We start from the raw sequence: 24939 nt of genomic DNA, 5'->3' as shown, positions 1-24939 counted from the left end.
ATGGCCCGATTTATATAGATGCCATTTGAAGTTCTATAATTTACATTTTTTACATAATATAGAGTATACTGTATATAGAACGAACCACGCCGCTTCCAGACCCATCGATGGGTCTGTGAAGCAGGCGGTGGTTCGGTCTTCCGTCACGCCTTGGTGTGATGGAAGCAAGCCACAGGCTTGCTTCGACAGTCGAACATGGACCAACCGCTTTTCCGTCAAGGATCTGTTCCACGTCTTCGTTGCATCCTGAAAATACCCGAATTCGAAAATGTGCAAAATATAGAGGGGGATTTTCATCCTTCCGTTGGTGACGAAATTTTTCCGTCATGGAAGTCTATATAGGAATCCTTATCGGCGAGCAACATCCCTTGTTCATTCGCCATCTTTCCAGGCAAGCACGGGAGGCGAGCACATCAGCGGAAAATGGCGCGAAGGCCGTCGATGTAAATCACCCCGGCGTTTTTCCGCCCTGCGTCTGTTTCCATATAGCGCACCGGCGTCTCCAACATGAGCGGAAGCGCAACATCGCTAGGCACAGCGGCCTGCACGTATTTCCACCCCACCCAATCAACATGACGGGCAAAATCGATCCAAAAGCGCCGTCCGCTTCCATCCTGCAGCTGGGCGCGCAGCCAATGGCCGCTTCCGTCTCCATACACCCACATGCCAATCGCTTGCGGCCGTTTCGAAATCCAAATCGCTTCCTCCCGACTAGCATAGACGCCGGATGTTCCCAGCATCCCGCGGAAATCGTATGAAATTTTCAACGCCTTCGTTCCGTCTTTCGCCTTCTCCATCGTCCGCTCAACCGCCGCCCCCACAGCGTTAACGCCTGCTGCCTTCCACTTCGACTCCGTTTCAAAATCATCAAGCACTTCTTCGCTGTCCCCGTTCTCCTGCGTCTCTTTGTACACCACAAGAAGCGCATTGGCCACCGGCCGCGGGAACCCATCAGACGGTTTGTTTTCGACTTTGAGCTGCCCGTTTGGCTGACGGACGACCAATGTCGAAGATCCGCCGCCATCAAGCGTCATCGCATCGACTGCGCCAAGCTCACCCATCAACTTGGCCATCTCGTTCAAAGTCATGCCTTGACTATGGGCAGGCTGACGACCATCGACAACAACGAGCATGACATTTCCATCCCGATCAATGCCGACAGCGGTGCGAGGATGAGCACCGGCGATCGCAAACGACTGCACTTGTCCTCCTGCCACCAATCGATATCGACCGCCAAGCGCTTCTTTCACCCCGCTCCATTCGGGTTGGTCATACTGAAGGGAAATTTGCACCGTATCCCCCTCTTTCGCTTGCCGCAAATAGTCGCTCGCCCGTCCGTGGCCCGACAACACCAATTCCCCAGGCTGAAGCGGCTCATCTCCTTGACTCACAGCCACCTTCTTCACCGTTGCAGTGACCGTTCCATTCCCATTCAACACCCCTTGGACGTTCGTCAACACGACTTCCGTCCCAAGAGCGTTCGTTTTCGTGGAGGCAGCGAAATACGGGGTATACAAAATCAACTGATGAGCACGCCGCGGTTTATTGATGCCGTCAATGGGATAAGGGCTTCCTTGTCCCATTTGAACTCGAATCTGGACATCCGGATTGCCGATCATCGGCTTCCCATCAGCGCTGATGCCAAAAATCGTCCGTTCCGCCGCCGGCGTCGTATTCGTCATCACGATTTCCCCGCGGTGCACCATCAAATCGGTCGGTGACCCGTCCTCTTTGAAATAATCCCCATTCACTGCCGCTAACACGATTCCGTCGCGGCCATCATAGCGCTTGGCCTGCTGAAGCACCGGTTCAATGCCAAGCACTTGATCATTGGACAGCGCCGTCTCGATGGCCAACTTCTCATTCGACGCATCGATGTCAAGCTTGTATACGTGTTGCTTGCCGCGCACGCCGACAATTTCCATTTCTTCTTTTTCTACCCCTGGCGCCACGCGCGCCAACGCCTCCTTCACCACTGTGCCCACAGCCAATTGTTTCGCTCCGTACCGCCCCGGATTGACAAGCTTGAGCTTCTCCTTCGACGGCGTTTTATACAAGACATGCCCTTTGATGTTGGTGACGTAATATCCACCGCCAACCCCGTACTGGCCGCCAAACGCCTCATCGTACGAATACACCCGATACTGTTCTCCAGGCTGCAGCACACGAACAAACGTCAACGCCTCATTTTCTCGTTTCCATAGATTAATCGGTTTCACGATCTCCAATTTTCCAATTTGCCCCTGCAAAAGGCGCATACCTTCCCAGTAGACGACATTCGCCGCGGCATCCACTTCTGTCGCTTGCAGCGCCGTCCATGCCGCCAACACCGCCCCGACCCCGCTGCGGATGATGTTCTTCACTTTTCTCACTGGTTCCCTTTTCCTCTCTTTCTATCATTTTGTTGCAATCGATTCTATTATACGACAAACTTCTACAAAAAGGGGCATTATTTCCCATTTGTTTTGCAAAAAAAAACGCCCGGCGGCGCCGGAACGTTCTCTAGAGATGCCAAACCGCGCCATTACGGGGCGTAAAATTCTTGAGAATAGTAGGGTTGATGGAATGAATTGAACGCCACCCCGACACCGAGGCGGGTAAAGTTCGGATATAAAAGATTTTGCCGATGTCCGAGCGAGTGCATCCACGCTTCATGGACAAAAATCGCATCGTATTGTCCGTAGGCGATGTTCTCTCCCGCCACGCTATAAGCGATGCCATGGCGCTCCATGCGGTCAAACGGCGACAATCCTTGCAAGTTCGTATGAGAGAAGTAGTGATGGACCGCCATATCTTCGCTATGTTCACGGGCAACCGCCGCCGCTTTCGCATCCCACGCGAGCGCCGGAAGCCCGTGCAAGCGGCGCGCTGCATTCGCCAGATCAAAAATTTGATATTCATAGGCTGTGCGCAGCTCCTCCGTCGGCATTCCATAAAATCCAGGTTTTTTATCTTCCAGTGCGCGATTCACCACCAGCACGCCATCGACCCGATTGTTGTTATACCGGTCATAAAAGAACGTGACATAGCGGCCATCGACAAAATACGTATCGTACTCATCATTTTGGATGCTGTAAAAACCATCCTTTTTTTGAATCACCGCAAGCGCTTGGCCGTAACGCGCTTCCACCACCGTTTTCGCCGTTCCGATGCCCGTTCCTTTTTTCGTTTGGACAATCGGTTGGTTCGTGTACATCGCCGCCACCCGATCACGGTCATAGCTCACCATCAAAAAGTTTTTGTAACCGCCCTGATCATACGCCTCCCAATATAGGCCGTAGGCGTTTTTCGTCTTCCGCTTCGCCTTGCCGTACATCGCTTCGACCTTGGCGCGCGGGTCGCCGATCGCCACCCCGTTCATCGTGACATCGGCCATGCTTGTTTTCGCCTGCTGCACGCATAAAGCAGCGGCCAACTTCTCTCTTGACGGCGTTTCATAGCGGACGCGGGCATCGTTCTTAATCACATATCCTCCGCCGACATCGAAATCCCCGCCGCGCAACGCGTACACGCGGTACACCCCACCGTTTGGCAGCGTCTTCACTGCTTTGTTCGACAACCATAGCTCTGTCGGCGCCACCACCGTCACCCGGCCGATTTGCCCGGGCTTCAGTTCAGCACCGTCCCACCACACTTTTTCCGTGCCGACACGTTCTCCGCATCCCCCCGCCTTGACCATGGATGAACTCGGCATCCAAAGCCATCCGACCGCCGCCAACAGCATTCCAATTGCCACGGCCTGCACCCATTTCCTCACTTCCGCCCGCTCCTTCCTTTCTCTTTTTCTTTCATCATAGATGTCTTTCCGTCAAAAGAAAAGAGAAAAAAGAATGATTTCGAAGAAAAAGAGGGGGCTTTGGTGGCGCAAAGGTCAACATTTCGTCAAACAAGCTTCTCACCGGACTTGGCTAAGGGGCAAAATATAGGTTAAAATAAATCATCATTATTCTTCCATTTTCATGAGAGAGGAGCAGATTTTATGAACATTACAAAAAAATTTCTAGCCGTCTCGGCGCTAAGCGCCGGAATCCTTCTGTCACCGTTTCACGCCCACGATGCGCAAGCAAAAGTTTGGTGGAATGGCATGGAATTAGTACAGGGACAAATCGGCAAATTAACCATTTTAAAAGACACAGAGCTTTATAAGTTGCAAGGCGAGAAGAAAGTCTACGTCAGAACGTTAAAAACCGGCGGAACCTACCGCATTTACACGTTTAAACCGGGCATGTTAGGTTTAGGAGGCGGATATTATGTCGATCGCGATGCTCGGGTAAAATACGAAACTCCGTCCAAAGCAAAACTCAATCAAGTCAAAATGGAACAGCTGTTCCGAGGAGTAAAACTGGGCATGTCCACTTCTCAAGTCAAGAAGTTGGAAACCGCAAAATTTATCCTACAAGAAAATATAGACGGCGGCCAAGCTTGGGTCTATTCGACTTCTCTTTTCGGATATCATACGCTGCTCGTCTATGGATTTGAGAACGGAAAGCTTGCCTTCTACGGCTACTCGTTCGATGCCGGCCAGGAGTATACAAAAGATCAGCTCACAGCGATTTATAACAATCTGAAACAACAGCTCATCACGCTATTTGGAAACCAGTATGAACAGTCCGATTCTGGCCAAGGCTACCCGCCTGCACTCGCATTTCACAAAGACGGCCTTGTGATTGCCCTTTCCTATGATGCGGACGGGTTGGCGGTTACGGTCACGGGTGAACAATAACGTGCAAAAAGCGAGGCTGCCCTATTGATTCGGACTGCCTCGCTTTCTGTTTTTACTCCCCATTCACCAAATTCAACTCATATTTCGCAACCTTTGGATAATATACAAAAAATAACCCAAATATTCGCATAAAAATAATTTTTATGAAAAAATTGTAAAATAATTAATTTTATTCGGTCAAATCGGGCTTATTTCGAATTTTTATTCAGGGTGCGAAATGTGAGTTCAACTTCTCCTTTGACGGTGTTTCGTAGCGGATGTGCGTGTCGATGTCGGTCACGTAATACCCGCCGTCGACCGCATACTGCCCGCCGAAGCGCGCGTCATACGCGTACACTAATCGGATGACTAGAAGTTACTAAATCTAATGCGAACACACAGAGAACGACGCAACTCTCTGGTCTCTGATCAATCTTCAGGACGTAACAAGCAGATAATGATGCCTATTCCTCAAGCACCTTGTTCAGCTTCTTATCAAAAGTATATACCTCGTATCCCTTCACTTTATGGTAGGCGTACAAAAGGGTATCCACAAAGTCCAGTCGTCTTTTGCCAAACAGAATGAGCGCTTCCTCTAATACCTCGATATCATCCACGTCGATATTATCGTATTTGAACAGTTCTAAAAGAGTATCACTGATCTCAGCATGTGTGACATTGTACACTTTTTCAAGAACATAGACAACTTCAACGACCACTTCCTTTAGCAATAACACCTTGTTATTTTCAATCATCGTTGCCGCTTTAGCCGACAAATCATCATGATCATTAAGCAGGTATCTTAGAATAATGTTTGCATCAATGATTTTCATATTGATCCACCACAGCTTGAGACCAGGCATCGCTTTCTTGAGCCTGCAAACCCCCATTTCTGTATTTTGACAGAGCCCCTCTTAAGCTTCTCTTTTCTGATTGTTCTGAATTTTCTTCGTCCGCATAGGGAAGGATAATGACTTCCACTTTCCTATTTTTTAATGATTCAGGTATATCTATGAACTTTTCTAGATCATTGCTGTTTTTTATTACTCTCACAAAATCCATGCTTCTTCGCTCCTTTCATTGAACACTCTCCCACCTACGCTTGCGCTTCGAGGTGGGAGATGATAAAGAGGAACTTTTAAATATATTATATCATTTTAATTGTACATGATCACACAAAAATTCACTTTATGAGTCAGTCAAGAATTTATCGAGCAAATCCACAGAATATTCCTCTGTTTATCTGACTGTATGCATTTATTACTATATATCCTATGACGGAAAAGTTCCATGGGCAGTGTGATCTGCCCTCCACCCGGGGATGAAAATCTCGCGCCAGTCCTGCATTTTCACGAAAAAAAAGCCGCCTTTAGCCGAAGCAGGCATACATCCCTGACGGCTAAGACAGCTATTTCACTTTATTGCCCATTCACCAACTTCAACTTCTCCTTTGACGGCGTTTCGTAGCGGATGTGCGTATCGATGTCGGTCACGTAATACCCGCCGCCGACCGCATACTGTCCGCCGAAGCGCGCGTCATACCCGTAGACGCGGTACACTTCCCCAGGCTGTAAGATGCGGACGAACACAAGGCGCCCATCCTTCGTCCGTTTCCATAGATTGATCGGCTTTTGCACCGTTTGATGATTGTACCGTGATTTTCTTCGCGAGGAAGTAAGACGAAATGACTATTTTCGACCTCTGAACCATTTCATATATGTCTCAAACATTCCTGCTTCACCGTTAAATCCCTAGTTGAAATTCGTGTACAGTATATTTGCTTTTTGTCACAGCTCCCGGGTGCCGCAATGTTTCATGCACGTTCTCATGATACAACCGAACGTTTTCATTCACGACCTTCTACTCAACTGATCGTTGATGGCAAAACCCATCGATATCATTGTTGAGATGTTTCGCGTAGCGATAGGGGCCAATGATCCCAATGCTGAGCCATGCTCCATTGCGAACCAACACGATATCCCCTTGTTCTATCGTATTGACAAACGTCCAGATCGCGCCAAGAGCGTTGCCAAGCTTCGTTCCCGAATAATGGTACACGTTGCGCAATCGCTCTCTCCGTTCATCTTTGCTTATGCCGTCCAAATTGCCAATCAGCGGCCAGCCAACCCAATGACCTAGTCGCGAATGAATTCGTTGTACCGCTGAAAAAAAGCGGTACACGTTGATTGCCGTCAGCCAGTTTTTCTTGTCTAGTTTTTGTCAGGCTCTCAGATATTACTGCTCAATTCATTTCGTCTACCCTATGCTTTTCTAATTTTTGGGCTGTTGTCTTCTTAGTTACTCCCATTTAAGAGTCCGACTATTCCACATTTTCCAATATTCATCTTCTTTTAAAATTGAGTCATATACAGGAAAAAGAAAATCTCGAATTTTCTCCATGACGAAGGGAAACTGTAGATCTTCTTTTATACCCGTTCTTTGCAAAAATGCCTTCCACTGTTTGTTTCGGCTCTCATCTTCTGCAAAAGAAGATGAAAACACAGGATGTTCTTTTTCTAAATTCGTTCGACGTCTTTGAAAGGTTTCAAATATCGCTTCCCATAAAACACGTCCATCAAAGTTCTCGGTTGATAAAAGCGTGAAAACATCATAAAAATCCTTCATTCTACTGTTGACAACAGATAGTGAGATCATTGCTTCAAACTTTTCAGCTATTACTGAATAAGTTGAGTAGACTCGAATTTCCGGGGGCTTCATATTTAATAAAGTAGGATACTGCATCTCTTGTGGTTTTGGGATCACGACATCACCAAATCCAATATCCAGTTGCAATTGCTTTTTTATTTTGCCAAGTGCTGCCGGAATTTTAATACGAATCCCTTCATAGTTAAGTCCATATAATTGTGTAAAAAGGGAAATAGAAAAAGAGCCATGTTGCTTCCCCTTTGGTAGAATAAACAGTGGACCAAAAACACCAAACATAAGGAGGAATGCAACCATGGCTCAATATCATATTACCCTAAATGATGAACTTTTGCACGGGTTATTCACCAGAGATGAGGGATTAGCTAAGCTATTGGAACAAGTCCTCAATCAAATCCTCGAGGCACAAGTAGAAGAACAGCTGGGAGCTCGCCGTTATGAACGAACGGAAGAACGAAAAGGCTATCGAAACGGTTCGTATCCACGCCAGCTGACGACCCGGGTGGGACGGTTGACCTTGCGCGTTCCACGGACAAGAGATGGGGAGTTCTCTACTGAACTGTTCCAACGGTATCAACGGAGCGAACAAGCACTGGTACTGGCACTAATGGAAATGGTGGTAAACGGGGTGTCTACCCGAAAAATCACTCAAATCACGGAGGAATTATGCGGCACTTCGTTTTCCAAGTCCACGGTCTCCTCACTGTGCAAGGGACTGGATCCGATTATCCAAGACTGGAATTACCGTTCCCTTCATGAACACGTGTATCCGTTTGTGCTAGTAGATGCTATTTATACGAAAGTCCGGGAGGATGGACGAGTACGCTCCAGAGCCGTGTTGATCGCTACAGGAGTGAATGAGGAAGGATACCGGGAAATTCTTGGCCTGCAAATCGGAAACAGTGAATCGGAGTCCAGCTGGAGCGAGTTCTTCGGATGGCTGAAAGATCGGGGACTCCGGGGAGTGGACTTGATCATCTCGGATCAGCACGGTGGGCTGGTGCAAGCCATTGAAAAGCATTTCCAAGGCGCTACATGGCAACGATGCCAGACACATTTTATTCGCAATATCCTCGATGCCGCACCAAAGTATATGCAGGATGCCTTGCTCGAGGAGATTCGTGGGATTCTTCATGCTCCAAATAAGCAAACGGCTCGACTGTTATTGGAACAAGTGCTGGCCAAATGGGAAGAAAAAGCCCCAAAAGCCATGCAAATCCTCGAAGAGGGATTCGAAGACGCCACCGCCGTATTGGACTATCCGGACCGTTATCGTCGGCGTCTGCGCACGACCAACGGAGTGGAACGGCTGAACGAAGAAATTCGCCGCAGAGAACGGGTCATCCGCATCTTTCCGAACCGGGAATCGGTGTATCGCCTCGTTGGTGCCGTGTTGATCGAAATCGATGAAAAATGGATGTCAGGGCGCAAATACTTGGATATGGCTGAATATTGGCAGTGGCGGAAAACGAAAGAGCAAGGAGTCCGATCGGTGAATCAGGAGGCTCCGGCGATCAAGAGAGTGGGATAACCTCTACGCTGTGTCAAGGAGAACGTGGAATACCGGAGCGAAGCGAGGATATGCCGCGAAAGCTCCTTGACACGCCTGTTCCTTGACAACATGATCATTTGTCCGGGAAGGCGACCGGCAGGGAGACTTGCCGGTCTTACCTACCATACGTCAAGTCATCAGGTCCATGTTGTCTATCAAAGGGGAATTTACACAATAATTTGGACTTGACCTCCCTTCATAATCAGCACCCTCTTTAATTCGTTCAGCCGTAATGCCCTTTACATCAAATTCAACTCCATCTTCTTCAGCAGTTAACGTACAAATGGACTCAAACGCAGTTTTGATATATTGAATATCATTCGAAATTTGTCTGGCTAAAAAGTCAATATCTTTGGTTGGCCTAGATTTAAATTGTGTTAAGGAAAATAAAAAGAGACCGCCTTTTAGAACAAATTTATCCCGATAATTAGAAATGGAAAGTCGATATAGCAACCTTTCTTGAAAATACAACAATAAAATGAAATCAAAGGTTTTTCCGCTTTGTTTAGCAATATTCTTTAGTCTTTCTCCAACTGAAGCAGGTATATTTTTAACATTTCCCATTATAAAAGCACCTCTAAGTATTTTAATAAAACCGTCTTGATGCGCATTTTCTCAGCACATTCCACCAGTTTATTGATGTTTTTTTCAGGACTTTGTAAATAATTTCGCAAACCTTCTTTCATTAAATCGATTCCTATTTTTTCTCTGTATCGAATAATGTCGCAAATCGTTTTTTCACGATTATAAATGCTTATTTTATGGCCGCCTATTTCCACTTCTTCAATTCCATATTCAAACTGTTTTTTTGAAAAATAGAAAATTTTAATTGGCGGATAATCGGGCAAACTGGGTTTCCTTGATTTTCTTTCAATAGCAATTTGGTACTCCCACGGGTTATAAGTTGTTAACTCATAAAAAGACAATGCCGACAAAAGACAAAGAACACCATTCGGGATCACTTTTGATACTTCAACCACTTCTTCATTTTGATCATTTTCAAATGCAGCATAACGGTACAGCCCACGTTTTATCCTGATGATTTCTCCATTTTGCTCGAACTTTCGAATATAATATTTGCTCACTCCTTCTCTGGTTAAGTCTTCTGTCTTCGCAAATCCTTTTTGACGCACAAAAATATCTTTTATTATTTTGCTTACTTCTTTATTCATTAATTATCACCACTCTTTTCACCTAAACGTCGGCATTTATCATTTATTGCAAACGTTTAATATACTTATTCTCGATTACTCACAATATCCCTCTTTTTTCACCTTAATGCATCCACTTATTATTATATGCCGACAATAAGTAAAATTCTTACCGTTATTTTCACATATACTATTGAACCATTTCTCTCATGAAAACGTGATCCAATCCACTCCCGGAAAGACATCGTGTTAATATGGAGGGAGAGACATGATCGGCTGGTTGCCTATTGAAATATCTTCATATATCGCCATTCGAGCAAAATAATTCCTATGGAGGCTCCATATCATACTGACTATGTTCCAAACACTGTCCTTGGTCAACCACAATGTCTATGGCTACACTTTAACAGCGACGTCACTGCCACTGACTATTACTCCGTCAAATGATTTGAACTGTGAACATCATAACACCTTCATTAATTACCAACTAACTTGCACGCTCTCCCCCTATGCTTGCACTTAGAGGCGGGAGATTCTTGGGAACCCCCGCGGCAGGCTATGAACCAAGCCATCCCCGTGCGTCCCACGGCTCAGCGGTCTTACGAAGACAGCGATTCATCCCCCCACTTATGCTCACGCGTAGAAGCGGGGGCTTCTCAATCCGGAATGATAAACTGCAAAAAGCGAGGCTGTCCCATTCATTCGGACAGCCTCGCTTTCTTGCTTACTCCCCATTCACCAACTTCAACTTCTCCTTTGACGGCGTTTCGTAGCGGATGTGCGTATCGATGTCGGTCACGTAATACCCGCCGCCGACCGCATACTGTCCGCCGAAGCGCGCGTCATACCCGTAGACGCGGTACACTTCCCCAGGCTGTAAGATACGGACGAACACAAGGCGCCCATCCTTCGTCCGTTTCCATAGATTGATTGGCTTTTCCACCGTCAAGCGGCCGATTTGCCCTTTTTTCAGCTCCACGCCGTCCCAGTAGACTTTTTTCACGTGCCCCCGAGGAGGGGTTGGCTTTTCCGGCTGCTTTGGCGGATTGGGCTTTTCTTCCTTCCAAAGCGGCAAGGCAAACTCATATTGGGCAAATCCGCTTGGCAAGTTGGCGACATAGCGGATGCTGCCGTCTGGCGGCAAGTATTTTTGCGCTTCCGGCGACGATTCAAAAGAAACGGTCACCGGTTGTTTCCCTTTCACCGGCGCAAAGGTCCAGTTGCCATCCGCCGACGGGTTGATCGTTCCGTTTTCCCGAATGTAATCGATGATGACTTGCCGGTTTTCATCCGGCGCGGCCAAAATCGTGTTTTTCCCGCCCGGATTGATGATCCGGTTCGTCGTCGCCCGGTAGTTGTTCGTCGCAACGATAAACTCCATGTTCGGCGTCACCGGCTTGCCTTGGAATCGCAAATTTTTAATGCGGTTCGCGTTCGGGTTGATCACATTTTGGTTTTTGTCGTATTTCGCCGGCTCGGTGACATCGATCTCGTACGTCACGCCATCAATAATGTCGAAGTTGTACGTCGGGAAATCGTTGTTCACAAGCGGCTGAACGTCTGTCTTGTTCGGGTCGATTTGGTTGAATTGCCCTGCCGACCACTCAAGCCATTCTTTCAACTCGGCTCCCGTAATTTTGAGCGCATACACGGTATTCGGATACAAGTACAAATCGGCGACGTTTTTAATGGCGATTTCCCCTGCCGGAATATCCGTGTAATAGCTCGGTCCACCGCGCCCGCCGGCTTTGAACGGAGCGCCAGCCGACAGCACCGGAAGGCCTTCATATTTCGTCCCTTTCAACATCTTTTCGACATACCATTTTTGCGCATTCGTGACCATTTGCACGGACGGATCGTCTTTGATCAGCGCAAAATAGCTGTTGATCGGGCTCGTGGTTTTTCCAACCGGGCTGCGGACGTACTGAATCGTCGCTTCATGTTCCGTTTGGATCGCCTGCTCCACGGCCGGCTCGCTGTCAACCAACGGCGTTTTCGTCGCCTTGTCGTACACCGGGCGAAGCTGGGCTTTCGCTTGCGTCACTTTCCATTTTCCATCGACTTGCTCAACCGTCAAATCAATAACCCCAAGCGTATCGCCCCATGAACCCGGCATCGTCACCGGAACGCCGTTGATCGTCCCTGTTTCATTGTTGATACCGTTCCCATCCGGAAAATCGGGCGTCGTTCCCGGAAGCGCCGGAAATTTTTTATGCTGGTGGCCGGTCAACACGGCGTCGACCCCCGGAATTTGCGTCAAATAATAGGAGGCGTTTTCCATATTCGAGCTGTTTCCGCCGGTTTCAATGCCCGAGTGCGACAGCACGACGATCAAATCGGCCCCTTCCGCTTTCATTTTTGGAATATATTTTTGCGCCGACTGCACAATGTCTTTCGCTATCACTTTCCCTTGCAAATTGGCTTTGTCCCAATCCATGATTTGCGGCGGCACAAAGCCGATGACGCCGATCTTCAGCGTATGCTTCTCTCCGTCTTCATCAACGACGTCTTTCGCGAAAATGTGATACGGTGTGAAATAGTTGACATCGTTATCTGGATTTTGATCATGGTCATCGCGGTACACGTTCGCATTGACGATTGGCAGCTTGGCATCGTCATACACCTCATTGAGGAAATCCAAGCCATAGTTGAACTCATGGTTTCCCACCGTCGCTGCATCATACTTCAACAAATGCAGCAGTTTCACCGCTGGATGCACTTCGCCATCTTGCAGCGGCTTCACTTTCGCCACATAGTCGCCAAGCGGCGTTCCTTGAATCAAATCCCCGTTGTCAAACAGAAGCGTATTCGGCTGCTCAGCGCGCGCCTGCTCGATCAATCGCGCCGTCTTCGACAACCCGAATTCATTCGTCGGGCTGTCTTTGAAATAATCATAGTTAACGAGATTCATATGTACATCGGTGGTCTCCAAAATGCGCAGCTTGACGACATCCCGATCCTCCGCGCCCACCGCCGTCGGCCCAAACGAAGGAGCCAGCAACGCCAACGCCATGCTCGCCGCCGCGTATTTCTTCCGTTTTTTCAATGCCCATCCCCCTTGCTCAGATTCAATCACTTTCACTTCTACATTACCATAAAAGCAACAAAATTTTGATAGGAAAAACAAAAAGAAATAGAGGGAATAAACAGACAATATCGAAAGAAGATAGAGGGAAACACAATGTCCTATTCTTAGGGATGGTTGATCTTTCCAATACTCTTTTCTACATTCATGCTGTATATTATCATTGAAACCGCCGTCCGACGAGAGATTGATAGCTCAACATTGGCAAGAACACATCAAAAAAACCGTTGGAAGATAGAAAAATAAGGAATGACAGACGACATTAAAGGAGTGACACGCATCGTTAAGAGGAGTAGATAAGGAAGCAGAAAAGCTGTTCAAATAATCTATTATTCGCAAAGAGATATGCCTTGAAGGACTGTCTTTTCTGAAAGAGCAGGAAAAGAAGCAACCCAAGCAAGAAGGTCACCATTGCAACACAACGAAGAGCGCCCTCCACTGGCGCCCTTCCTCATTTCTATAGCAAATTGAGCAACGCCCTTTTGTTCGCTTGCACTTGGTCGTTCAACGCCTTCACTTTTTCTTTTACCTTCTGAATATCGGCGTTGTCGGCGCCGACTTTCTTTTCAAGAGCGCGAATTTCATTCGTCACCGCCCGCAGCTGGTTGGACAGGGCAATGAGCTGGCCGATGAGGCCATCGATTTGCGCTTGTTTTTCTTCATCGAGTTCTGCTTGGTCTTCATCAACGGGTGGTGGAGAAGTCGGAGACGATGCCTCCGTTACCGTTTGCCCGCTGGAAGCGGGAGCTGCAGCGTCATTAGCCGCTACGGCTTGTCCGCTCGAAGCGTCAGTTGCCGCTGTGGCCTCTCTCGGTTGAGAAGTGGACGGCTCGCCCGTTGACGCCGAATCCGCAGGCGTCGTTTGCGTATCCGTTGCCGGTTCCCCTTCGCTCAATGCTTGAATGCGAGCAGTCACTTTGTTGAGCCGCTCTTCAATTTGGCTTACTTTTTTATTTAACTGCGCCAACTTTTGCGCAAGCAGTTTTTGCTGCTTGGACGACTCTTGTTTTTTCTTCGCCTCTGCTTCCTTTTGTTCCGTCTTCTTCTTGACGACGATTTCTACTTTCTTCACCATCGTTTCGCGCTCATGCGCTTTGCCTGAAGGCTTGGCGGCCGCCCACGCCGGAGAGGCGACGAGCATCGACGCCACCAAAATCGGCCATCCTTTCTTTAACATTACCAATTCCTCCTTTATTTTTTGGTAATGGCAACTGGCTGGCATAGGTTTCCCCTTAGCCCCTATAGCTTTGTGACGCTAAGTTTCCTTAGCTGTACCTTTCATCATGATTGTACCATGATTTTCTTCGCAAGGAAGTGAGACGAAATGACTATTTTTGACCTTTGAACCTTCTTAGGAACGGCGATCATTTTCTCCATCGTTTCTTTAGCGGTATCTGTCAACACTTCAACTTAAAGGCTATCGACTGAGCCCTCGGATTAATGGACGGACCTTCGTTTTGATCTCTGCGAAACGCCGTCATTGCCCCCAATTCTTGTTTGAGTCCATCCGGAAGCAACGCTCGCTCAAACCTCCAACTGACCATACCAGGTTCTTTCACTGTGTAATCGTTCGATTCTTCCTATTGTATCGCTCCGACCCGCCTCTTCCCGGTTTCAACAGCCGGATCTTTTCATCCATAACTGTACGGTTTGCTTGGCATAGCCATCACATAAATACAAGCCTGCTTCCGTCGATTTCGCGGCAATGAAATGAAAAATGGGGGAATGGCAAATCGGTACTCGAGCACCTTCACCCTTTTTTATCTCCTTTCGTCCCATGCCATTTTTTGATTTGATCAATTTCAGACGTTGGCAACCCACTCACGATTCTTCTTATTCATGAATGATCACCGTTCTTTTCACCTAACCGTCGGCATGTATCATTCATTGCAAACGTTTAATATACTTATTATCTATTATTAGTAATAATCAGTTTTTTCTTAATTTATTCACTTATTATATGCCGACAATAAGTAAAAGATAGTGAAATACTTGGAAAGAGTGGTTAAAAACGAACAGGCTAAGAGCGTTTATTCTTCGTTGGTCCGTATCCCGAGTTCGACAGTCACTAGGCAAACAAAATGCCTCTCATCCCTTGATACCAAAGGGACGAGAGGCATTTGGGCATACTTTGGGCGTGTATCTAGGTGCGAGGATGAATGCCTAGAATCTTCGGAGGAGGCTCCAGCCCTAGAGCCGCAAAGAATTGAGCCTGTTTGGCCGTCAGTTCGGTTCGTTGATAAAGGTCACCGTTTTTTGAAGAAAAATGTCCAAGCATGAGACGTTCGCATTCGTCCCTTACGTTCGGCCACGATTCATGGGTTCGAATCTCCACGATCCGAACTAACAAGAGAGCAAGCCAACTGAGCAGCACATGTGCCCGAATGCGGTCTTCCAAGCGATGATACATAGGCCGCAATTCCAATGTAGACTTCAATGTTCGGAAGGCCTGCTCAATATCCACCAGCTGCTTATACCCGATGGCGACATCTTCGGCAGACAAGGTGTCATCGGATGTCCGGATGAGATATTTGCCGTCGTACTTTTCCGCGTCACGAACCGCTTGCTTGTCGATGCGAAGGGTTCCGTCCTTCAACTGGCGCAAGTATTTTCCGTAGGACGGATGGGAACGCAACCGGCAGGTCGCCTTATGATGGGCTTCGTTTGGGAGTTGGCGAAGCCCTTTTAACTCCTCTTTCAGCGATTCGAGCAGCTTTTCTCGCTCCTTGCGTTGGCGTTCGGCTTCGCTGGGATTGTACACGAGAACATAGCGCTGACGCGCTTCTCCGTCGCCGACGATGATTTCTTTGATGTGCAAATTCTCGTCCACTTCATGATAACGTCCGCGACGGCTTAAGGCCTCTTCGACGGCGGCTTTGCCGGATCGCATTTTTTCGCCGACAATGTAGTGTCCGCCGGCCTGTTGCAAGATTCGCAAATTCTCTTCAGAGGAAAAGCCGCGGTCCATGACGCTGATCACACGTCCAAGCTTCCAGCCAATCAAGTCTTGTTTCACCTGTTTGATGACCGTCATGTCCATCGTATTGCCAGGCCATACCCAAGCGCGAATCGGGATTCCTTCCCGGGTGACAGCCAGCCCAATGACGATTTGAACCAAGTCTGGGCGTTTGTCTTTCGAGAATCCTTGTTTTCGAAGCGATTCTCCTTCCGGTGTTTCAGAGGGATCCACTTCGAAGTACGACGAAGTCGTATCGAAGTAAATCAAGTCGACTTCCAAATTCAATAAATCGGCCACAGCATGGAACACTTGACGTTCCAATTCCGGCTGCACGGCCAGCAGTTCATCCATCGCCCGGTACAACTGGTGGCTGGCGGCTTGAGGAAGGTGAGGGATATACACGTCTTTCTCCACCCACTCCTCCATCGCCAACTTGCTTGACGGATGAAGGGCGCGATTCGCCACCATGGCAAAAATCAGCCGTTCCAGCGAAATCTGGTGATGTCGGGAGGTAAACAAGGAGTGGAGAATCTCTCCCAACCCCAGTTGTCTCCAGAGCTGATCCAAGAGCCAGACGCCGCCGAGGTGTTTGCATGACTGGAATTGAAAGTCATCGGAAGCTTCTCCTGTCAACGTTTCGACTTCCCAAGCCTGCTCAGGAGAAAGGAATCGCGAAATGCTTTTGGCCAGACGCTCCAAGACAGCGCGATCCACTTCGTCTTCGCGCCCGAACGAATAAATCACCTTCGCTTTCGCATATTTGGCCTTCGGATCCCATTCGTTGTGAGCAAGCTGGAGATACGCCACGGTTGTTCCATCTTTGTTTTTGCGTGTAACTCGTCGTATGTACATGCCTATATTATAAATTATAAACTTTATTTTTAAAAGGGAAAATTAATAAATCGTGTGCCTATTAAATTCGACGTTTTTTTCTAGGGGAGGCGTGGTGAAACCCTTGATATAACAGCATTTTGGCCATTTTCATTTGCCTAAAATGACCTCAAAACTGTCGAACTCGGGCGTATCTTTGGAAACGAAACAAAACGGAAAAAAGAAGAAATTTTGATTAAGGTTTCAGATGACTAGAAGGTTGGTGAAAAACAGCGATCGCCCCTAGCTCACGGCGGATGACATGAAACGAAAAGCCGATGTCATAAGGTTTCTCCATTTGAGAAACAAGGCGGTGAGGCAACTGACTCCTTTCATCACCGGCCTTCTAGATATCATCTATCTCAGGGTAAAGCTATTTTCACTTTTTCTTTATTAAAAAGCAGGAAAAGCCCCGCAGAGATTTCTCTCCGCAGAGCCATTCGATGGATGACAAGCACACGCCCAGTCCTACTTTTTCGCTTTTACAACTTTTCTAGCACTCTTATTTCCATCCCCCGTCAACAGCAATTACCTTAATGGACGTTCCTGCTTTTTTCAGTAGTATTTTAATCGTATATTTTCCCATACTTATCTGCTTTGGCGCTGCTGATTCTTTGGTTTCATACATATGCAATAACCCTGGAGTTCGCTTCCGCTCTCCCTGTAATTACTTTAAGATTTACTATATACATGCTCATTGAAAAATTAACATTTGACTTCTCCTGCAACGAGCTTCCTCCCCCATGGCTCAGCTTGCAGGTTGAGCCTACAAGATCTTTGGAGGAAATGATGCAGCGCTTAGGGTGTGCAGGATAACGAAGAGGTTAACTCTTCATGTTGCATGTATATAGTAACACTATTTACAATTGGAACAGCAGGAGGAATTCTGTCCACTACAACAACGATCCGTTCCTTGCTCGTATAACCATACTTATCTTTTACTGTACAAATGCCAGTTCTACCATTGAATCTGCAAACGCTAAATCAGCTTTAAGAATGGATAGAGTGAATGAATAAGAGAATAAACGCAATAAACAAAGGAACCCGCCTTTGGCAAAGTTTTCAACACAACTCACTTCTTAAGGAACTCAATACTTTTAATAAAAAGCGCTGATATACCTTGATATTCCCCTCAAACTTCCAATTAATTCTTTTCTTCAACACTCAGCTTACGATGGAGTTTACCAGATCTCCAGCAAAAGTGCTAGGCTTGTTGAATGTTTAAGATAGCGAAAAAATCTAACTCTTTGCTTCTTTCACCTTTAATAGATGTTGCAATGCTCGATGTTTTTACATTCATCATGAGTATCTAATAAGCATTTTTATTCACTAAACCATTTGTAATTGTACGTAAAATAATTTTAATATCTAGCCACAAACTCCAGTTCTCTATATAAAAAATATCATGTTCAATCCTCGCCTGTATCGAGGTATCGCCACGCAATCCACATACTTGAGCCCATCCTGTGATCCCTGGACGGACATGATGTTTTATCATATATTTTGGGATTTCTTCTTTAAACTTTTCGACAAAATAAGGACGTTCAGGCCGTGGGCCAACCACACTCATATCGCCTTTCAGTACATTGAAGAACTGAGGCAGCTCGTCTAAGCTCGTTTTCCGCAAAAACGCTCCAAATTTCGTCCGACGCGGATCGTTTTCAACTGTCCATTGAGTATCGGAAACGGACTGAGGCATATGCTTCATGGAACGAAATTTATACATATAAAACGTCCTTCTGTTCAATCCAACCCGCTCTTGCTTAAAAATAATTGGCCCTGGCGAAGTTAGCTTGATTCCAATGGCAATTGCGATCATCAGCGGAGCCGTTAAAATAATAGCCAGCAGTGAAAAAACAACATCAAATAATCTTTTTAAAAGACGATTTCGCAGTTCATCCAATGGTACATCACGCACATTGATAATCGGCAAATCTCCAAACACTTCAAAATGGGGAGATGCTGGAAGGATATCATAAAAATCAGGAATAATAGAAGCACGTACTCCCATTTTCTCGCAAACCGATATAATCTCCCGATATTTTGGATAGGCTTGCAACGGTAAAGCCACAACGACTTCATCAATTAACTGGTGGATCAAAATATGTTCCAAATCCGACACTTTTCCAATAATAGGTTTATAGCGAGCAAAGCGTGGCTCATGCTTTGTCCGAAAGTCGTCCAAGAACCCGACGACCTCAAGCCCGTATTCCGGATGCATTTGGAGATTTTCAAAATACTTTCTACCGATCGATCCTGCCCCAACAATTAGAACAAATTGCTTATTATATCCTTTTTTTCTCAATTGACGAAGGCTTTGCTTCACTATATAGCGATATATCGAGATAAGCATAACGTTCCATATAAAATACAAAAATAGAAATAATCGTGAGATATCAACTATTTTCGAGGTAAACAATACGCTTAATAATAGGAACATGCTCAATGTATGTACTTGCAATACTTTCGCTAACTCATTAGAAAACTTATCCTTACGTTTTGGTCCATACAATTCTATGAGATATCCTATTACAATGGCAATGGCACCATAAATGAGGCTCCAAAACAAATAATTTTTCAATGGCAAATGGCCATTGATCCCATCGTGAAATAGATGAAACTTCATCACCCATGATAAAATAAATGCCAACTGGATGATGACGAAATCCATCGAAACATAAACCTTTGTCAAAAAACGTTCTCGCCCTCGAATCATAACTACTCCCCCGTACAGAACTCCCAAGTTAAAACAGAAAGTTGAATTTCACAGTAGTACAGTCAATTCCTTCTCTATTTTATCATAATTTGGAATTAAGATATAGCAATTTTCGACAATTTTTTAGAAAAAACTACCTTGCATAACGACAAAACTGCTCTACCTCATCCCATGACATATAAACCCGAATAATATCTTCCTCGATTAATGGTGTTCCTGTCTGCACTTCAATCAACTCTAAGTCCGTCATCGCCTTAATACCATGTTTCGCCCCGACAGGAATTTCAAGCACATCCCCCGGCTTCACGGGGCGAATTTCGCCGTTAAGCACAAATTCCCCTTCACCGCGAATAATCGTCCATACTTCACTGCGATAACGATGCATTTGGTAACTTAAGTTTTTCCCTGCCGCGATCCCGATTCGTTTTGTTAAAACTTCTCGCCCGTCTTCAAATCTCGTATAATCCAACACCCGATACCAACCCCAGCGCCGTTCTTCATACATCGGGCGTTGATCAAACCCATTAACAATGTCTTTAATCTTTGGGCTTTTCGCTTTATCTGCGACTAAAATTCCGTCAGGGCTTACCGCTATAATGGCGTTGGACACTCCCAGCACAGCAACAGGAATGTCAAACTCATTAACCAAGTGGGTGTTCTCCGACTCCACAACAATCCCTTTGCCAATTTGGTTGGTCGCCATTTCCTCCGTTAGCGTATTCCACGTACCGAGGTCTTTCCAATACCCGTCATACGGCAACACGACAATATGTTCTGTCTTTTCCACCACCTCATAGTCAAAGCTAATTTTCGGCAACCGATCATACTGCTTGACTAACTCATCATATTGAACAGAAAATCCCTTTTCTTGCAGCAAGGAAATAAGATAATCAAGCTTAAACGCAAACACACCACAGTTCCAAAGTGCCCCTTGTTTTATGAGCTCTGCTGCTTTGTCTTCAGTTGGTTTCTCCGTAAAATGGCTGACTCGTAAATAATCGCCATCGCTCGATTGAGAAGTTGGAACAATGTAACCGTACTTCGCTGATGGATACGTTGGCTCCACGCCGATTAACGCCAAATCGGCACCGCTGACCAACACCGTTTCCTCTAAATCCTTCACTCGATCAAAAAAGCGATCCTCTACATAAGGATCAACAGGCAAAACGGCAACGACTTCGTTTAAGTCAATTCCTTCTACGCTATATAAATAAGCCGATGCAAGCGCAATCGCCGGAAACGTATCACGCCGCATCGGTTCAATGATAATTGGAACACTTTGCCCCAATTGACTTTGGATCATATCGACTTGGGATTTGCTTGTCGCAATGACGGCAGAATCCGCCAAGCCGACATTTCCTAACTGTCTCCATACACGTTGGACCATGGATTGCAACTGACCATTTTGATTTTCCAACACTTTTAAAAATTGCTTAGAGCGCGCATCGTTCGATAACGGCCAAAGGCGTTTGCCTGAACCTCCAGAGAGTAATACAAGCTTCATCGGAAACCTCCTAATTTTTTATGCGCATATTTTCAAGTTTACTATTTACATAGTCTTCAAACTCTTTTCTAAATCTTTCTGGTGAAAAACGCAATGCGTTTTCACGACAATCTTGATACCGAATATCCCCTGAAATCTTCTCGAACAACTCGATCGACTGTACTAATGACGACACATTCTGTTTCTCAAAAAATAAACCCGTCGGCTTCTCAACTTGCCCGTATCCCCGAACCGTTTCTAACGCTCCGCCTTTGCCATAAGCGATTACTGGAGTCCCGCAAGCCTGCGCCTCAACAGGCGTAATCCCGAAATCTTCCTCTGCGGCAAAAACAAACGCTTTGGCTCGTTGCATATAGTCTCTTAACACCTCAAAAGGTTGGTATCCAAGCAACTCAACATTAGAACCAGCTTTTGCCTTAACTTTTTGAAAATCAGGACCATCACCGATTACAACAAGTTTTTTATCTGGCATTTTTGAGAAGGCTTCAACAATTAAATCAACCTTCTTATACGGCACCATCCGGGATGCCGTAAGATAAAACTCTTCTTTTTTATCATGAAAAGAAAAAGCAGATACATCCACTGGCGGGTAGATGACATCCGCTTCCCTCCGATACACTTTCCAAATTCTCCGAGCGATAAACTTTGAGTTCGCAACGAAATAATCAACACCATTTGCTGTTCGGTAATCCCAATTTCTTATGTAATGAAGGATGGCCTTCGCAATCCAGCCTTTTATTCCTCGTTCCAACCCTGCTTCTTTTAAATATTGATGTTGCAAATCCCAGGCATAGCGGATTGGTGAATGAACATAAGAAATATGCAGCTGGTCAGGGCCTGTAATAATGCCCTTCGCAACTGCATGGGAACTTGAGATAACGACATCGTACTTTGATACATCCAATTGCTCAATAGCCAGTGGCATAAAAGGAAGATAGCTCCGATACTTTTTCCGGGCAAATGGCAACTTTTGAATAAAAGAGGTCGTCACCTGTTTATTTAAAATAAACCCTCTCTGCCCTTCGTCTGTAAAGTCTACGAGACTAAATAAATCAGCATCCGGGTAAATCTTCAGCAATTGTTCCAATACTTTCTCAGCGCCTGCATAGGTGACTAGCCAGTCGTGGATAATGGCGACTTTCACTTTGCTAGCACCTCCTCAATTACTTTGAGGGTTTCATGCGCACATTTCTCCCATGAAAACATCTTGGCTCTTTCCAATCCTTTTCTACGTAATTCGTCTCTTAATTTATTATCAGACAATAGTAGCTTGATTTTTTCAGCAATATCCTCTGGGCTATATGGATCAACATATAATGCTGTATCCCCACAAACTTCTGGCAAAGAAGCTGCGTTTGAAACAATGACTGGACAGCCGCAAGCCATGGCCTCTAGAGGAGGGAGGCCGAAACCTTCATAAAATGAAGGATAGATAAACCCCATGGCTCCTTCGTAAAGAGCTTTTAACTCCTCATCAGTCACATAGCCGATATACTTCACGTTATTAGGTAATGAACCGTTAGAAGAACTAAAGACTTTAGGATTTGTTCCTCCTGCAATAATAATATTTGTCTCAACATCTCCTAAGCACTCAATTGCCTTTACTATGCCTTGAAAATTTTTATTGGGATTTAAACTACTCACTGCTAAAATGTATTGTTTAGGACTTATATTGTGTTTTTGAAAAACATCTAAATCTGCATCTATTTGCTGAATATGTTGCCATCCTTCGGAAACAACTCTAATCTTATTTGGCTTAATACAACAATAGTGAGCCAACTCCCTTTTCGAGAATTCAGACACAGTTACGATCTTATGAGCAATAATGGATAAAGCTCGAAAAAGGAATTTATACCAATAAACAAACATTTTAGTGAATCCCTCAGGTTTTGAGTAAACAGCTGCATCGTGAATCGTGACAATTTGTTTACCTTTTAACAAAGGTCCTGTATTACACAGATTAACTAATAATCCCCCTCTAGAATAAAAAGGGAGCTCAAGTTGCTCCCATAAATGTCCCTTCAACTTACCAACAGGGATAACTTCGATATTATTTAATTTTATATCGGTTATTATATCTCTTGGCGCCATAATGACAAACTGAAGCTTTAAACTAATGTCATCCATCTCAATTAATTTATCTAATGCTTTAACAAATTCTAATGCAAATCTTTGAACCCCGGTAACACGTTGAGTAAGGAATCGACCGTTGATGATTAATTTCTTCATAGATTTTACCTCTAACAAGTATCCATCGTAAAAATAATTAAATTCCAAAATATATAAATTTGAGGTATTCGAAAGAAGGAAATTTCTCCCCTTCCAAATAGGTATGAAAACTTTTTCAATATGAAGATCTATCCTAAGTTCCTCAACTCTCAAACACCCGAAATTTTTTGATAAACCTATAACTTATTAACCCATATTATGGAAGAACAGAGTGATTTTCATTTCTAGGTAGGGAATAAAAATTACTCATGGATATTCTTCGCGAAAATATAATCCCTAGAAGTCCAAAGAACAATATATAAAAAATCCTACTTTCCCCTAAATATAGTATTCTATAAATCTCTACCAATGATATAAAAAAAATTGGATAGAGTAACAATCCCATTATATGTTTCCTTTTGAAAGAGTTATAAATAATCCCTATAAAGAAGCCCAATACTATACAATAAAAAAATGAACCAATAATCCCCAAATCGTAAACAATTGCGAATAAGCCAGCAACATTGGTGAACTCAGGATTGCCATATTTATCTACAAAATAAGGTATATTATTCTTTTGCCAACTTAACAAATAGTCCCCTATTCCAGGAAGCCTGTATATCCAATTTAACGTAAAATAGAAAGAATAACTAGGCCAACTATAGTAATGAAGTATCCCTACCCCATTATTTATAGCTGTTGAATAATATATCATTATCCTCTCAATAATAAAGTTCCAAAAACTGTAGTAACGGTCCCTATAATAGGGCCAGCTTCTGAAATACTCAGTAACGCCAAAAAAGATGACAAAAAGAACAATCGAATAAAATGGAAATAAATTAATAAACAATTTAGATATCCTGCTGTTAAAACTATGGAAGTTAAAATATAGGAGTAAGAGTGGAATAAGCAATTCGATTAACGCTAGTCTCTCAGACCAAACAAAAGAACGCAAAATGGTAAATAAAAACACAACAACAAAATATACCTTGAATCTTTTCTTAATTTTCAAATGATACTTAGTACAAATAAAAACATTGTTTACAAAAAATATACTGAACACAACCCCACATTGCGTCAAAGTAGTTATACCAGGTAAAGTATTCAATTCATTCCTAACAACCCAAACATACCCTTCTTTATAGAAATAATTTATAATCATTTGAGGATTAACTATTAATTTATAGAACCACACGAAATAGCCTATAAAAGTCAACCAAAAAAGAAGTTCTATAAAAAAGTCTTTGATAACAAAATTGTAACATTTTTCGTTTATGGTTGTTTTTACCTTCAGAGCAAGAGAAATACTAAAATATATACTCAAAATTAAGAGCATTCCTACCATGAAATAGAACGGTTCAAAATAGTTTTTTACCCCCCCAATATAAGATCCAGCGCTCACATAAATTATTATATAAAGGGGGAGCAAAATGAATATCACAAATCTAGATGGATTAATCCACCATATACTATTCATGTCCTTTAATTTCCATTCCTTCCTTTTAATTTAATAATTTAATATTTATGG

Annotated in this window: 19 protein-coding genes, 1 pseudogene and 1 riboswitch; of the genes and pseudogenes, 2 read left to right on the top strand and 18 right to left on the bottom strand. The window is 44.7% G+C overall.

Annotated features, from left to right (window positions below; genetic code table 11):
- Nucleotides 1-413: 413 nt before the first annotated feature.
- Both N685_RS0106725 and N685_RS0106720 read right to left on the bottom strand, forming a co-directional pair.
- Nucleotides 414-2372, bottom strand: coding sequence for a phosphodiester glycosidase family protein (locus N685_RS0106725; RefSeq protein WP_031406940.1), 1959 nt, complete (start codon nucleotides 2370-2372; stop codon nucleotides 414-416).
- Between the two features lie 152 nt (nucleotides 2373-2524).
- Nucleotides 2525-3757 carry a CAP domain-containing protein gene (locus N685_RS0106720; RefSeq protein ID WP_031406938.1) on the bottom strand — a complete coding sequence of 411 codons (1233 nt, stop codon included), beginning with the start codon at nucleotides 3755-3757 and terminating at the stop codon, nucleotides 2525-2527.
- A gap of 222 nt (nucleotides 3758-3979) precedes the next feature.
- Here N685_RS0106720 and N685_RS0106715 point away from each other — a divergent pair, with 222 nt between their 5' ends.
- Entirely contained in the window at nucleotides 3980-4723 is a 744-nt protein-coding gene (locus N685_RS0106715) for a hypothetical protein (RefSeq protein ID WP_031406936.1), read from the top strand.
- A 443-nt stretch (nucleotides 4724-5166) separates the two neighbouring features.
- Here N685_RS0106715 and N685_RS0106710 read toward each other — a convergent pair whose 3' ends face one another.
- The 5 genes and pseudogenes from N685_RS0106710 to N685_RS0106690 form a co-directional block, all read right to left on the bottom strand.
- Complete coding sequence (locus N685_RS0106710) at nucleotides 5167-5535, bottom strand: PIN domain-containing protein (RefSeq protein WP_031406934.1); 369 nt, start codon at nucleotides 5533-5535, stop codon at nucleotides 5167-5169.
- The gene (locus N685_RS0106705) at nucleotides 5522-5764 is read right to left on the bottom strand and encodes a hypothetical protein (protein ID WP_031406933.1); all 243 of its coding nucleotides are present in this window, start codon (nucleotides 5762-5764) and stop codon (nucleotides 5522-5524) included. Before N685_RS0106705 ends, N685_RS0106710 begins: the two co-directional genes overlap by 14 nt.
- Nucleotides 5765-6120: 356 nt before the next feature.
- Nucleotides 6121-6345, bottom strand: a pseudogene (locus N685_RS19330) (phosphodiester glycosidase family protein); the annotation flags it as partial.
- Nucleotides 6346-6562: 217 nt separating this feature from the next.
- Complete coding sequence (locus N685_RS20010) at nucleotides 6563-6769, bottom strand: hypothetical protein (protein WP_237746880.1); 207 nt, start codon at nucleotides 6767-6769, stop codon at nucleotides 6563-6565.
- A 231-nt stretch (nucleotides 6770-7000) separates the two neighbouring features.
- A complete protein-coding gene (locus N685_RS0106690; RefSeq protein ID WP_237746879.1) occupies nucleotides 7001-7663 on the bottom strand; it encodes a nucleotidyl transferase AbiEii/AbiGii toxin family protein in 663 nt (220 codons plus the stop codon).
- Here N685_RS0106690 and N685_RS0106685 point away from each other — a divergent pair.
- A complete protein-coding gene (locus N685_RS0106685) occupies nucleotides 7662-8897 on the top strand; it encodes an IS256 family transposase (RefSeq protein WP_031406929.1) in 1236 nt (411 codons plus the stop codon). The genes N685_RS0106690 and N685_RS0106685 overlap by 2 nt on opposite strands.
- 150 nt (nucleotides 8898-9047) lie before the next feature.
- On the opposite strand, the gene N685_RS0106680 is transcribed toward N685_RS0106685, so the two are convergent.
- From N685_RS0106680 to N685_RS20270, 11 genes are all read right to left on the bottom strand, one after another.
- Nucleotides 9048-9482, bottom strand: a complete 435-nt coding sequence (locus N685_RS0106680; RefSeq protein ID WP_237746878.1) for a nucleotidyl transferase AbiEii/AbiGii toxin family protein — start codon at nucleotides 9480-9482, stop codon at nucleotides 9048-9050.
- Nucleotides 9482-10090, bottom strand: coding sequence for a type IV toxin-antitoxin system AbiEi family antitoxin domain-containing protein (locus N685_RS0106675; protein WP_031406925.1), 609 nt, complete (start codon nucleotides 10088-10090; stop codon nucleotides 9482-9484). Before N685_RS0106675 ends, N685_RS0106680 begins: the two co-directional genes overlap by 1 nt.
- A gap of 703 nt (nucleotides 10091-10793) precedes the next feature.
- A complete protein-coding gene (locus tag N685_RS0106670) occupies nucleotides 10794-13115 on the bottom strand; it encodes a bifunctional 2',3'-cyclic-nucleotide 2'-phosphodiesterase/3'-nucleotidase (RefSeq protein WP_031406923.1) in 2322 nt (773 codons plus the stop codon).
- 496 nt (nucleotides 13116-13611) lie between these two features.
- On the bottom strand, nucleotides 13612-14331 hold the full coding sequence (locus N685_RS0106660; protein ID WP_031406921.1) for a hypothetical protein: 720 nt from the start codon (nucleotides 14329-14331) through the stop codon (nucleotides 13612-13614).
- Between the two features lie 26 nt (nucleotides 14332-14357).
- A riboswitch (cyclic di-GMP riboswitch) is annotated at nucleotides 14358-14440 on the bottom strand.
- 857 nt (nucleotides 14441-15297) lie between these two features.
- Nucleotides 15298-16965, bottom strand: a complete 1668-nt coding sequence (locus tag N685_RS0106655) for an IS1634 family transposase (protein ID WP_031405759.1) — start codon at nucleotides 16963-16965, stop codon at nucleotides 15298-15300.
- 520 nt (nucleotides 16966-17485) lie between these two features.
- Entirely contained in the window at nucleotides 17486-17611 is a 126-nt protein-coding gene (locus tag N685_RS20145) for a hypothetical protein (protein ID WP_256371112.1), read from the bottom strand.
- A gap of 681 nt (nucleotides 17612-18292) precedes the next feature.
- Nucleotides 18293-19699, bottom strand: a complete 1407-nt coding sequence (locus N685_RS0106645) for an undecaprenyl-phosphate glucose phosphotransferase (RefSeq protein WP_031406919.1) — start codon at nucleotides 19697-19699, stop codon at nucleotides 18293-18295.
- A gap of 133 nt (nucleotides 19700-19832) precedes the next feature.
- Entirely contained in the window at nucleotides 19833-21203 is a 1371-nt protein-coding gene (locus tag N685_RS0106640) for a sugar phosphate nucleotidyltransferase (RefSeq protein ID WP_031406917.1), read from the bottom strand.
- Nucleotides 21204-21213: 10 nt separating this feature from the next.
- Nucleotides 21214-22347, bottom strand: coding sequence for a glycosyltransferase family 4 protein (locus N685_RS0106635; RefSeq protein WP_031406915.1), 1134 nt, complete (start codon nucleotides 22345-22347; stop codon nucleotides 21214-21216).
- The gene (locus N685_RS0106630) at nucleotides 22344-23432 is read right to left on the bottom strand and encodes a glycosyltransferase family 4 protein (protein WP_031406913.1); all 1089 of its coding nucleotides are present in this window, start codon (nucleotides 23430-23432) and stop codon (nucleotides 22344-22346) included. Before N685_RS0106630 ends, N685_RS0106635 begins: the two co-directional genes overlap by 4 nt.
- 196 nt (nucleotides 23433-23628) lie before the next feature.
- Nucleotides 23629-24888: an O-antigen polymerase gene (locus N685_RS20270; protein WP_031406911.1), complete on the bottom strand. Its 1260-nt coding sequence runs from the start codon at nucleotides 24886-24888 to the stop codon at nucleotides 23629-23631.
- Between the last annotated feature and the right edge of the window lie 51 nt (nucleotides 24889-24939).

Origin of the sequence: Geobacillus vulcani PSS1 (assembly GCF_000733845.1) — a bacterium.
Taxonomy (GTDB): domain Bacteria; phylum Bacillota; class Bacilli; order Bacillales; family Anoxybacillaceae; genus Geobacillus; species Geobacillus vulcani.
Note: the sequence above shows the minus strand (reverse complement) of the source record. Positions and strands in the feature narration are given on the sequence as shown.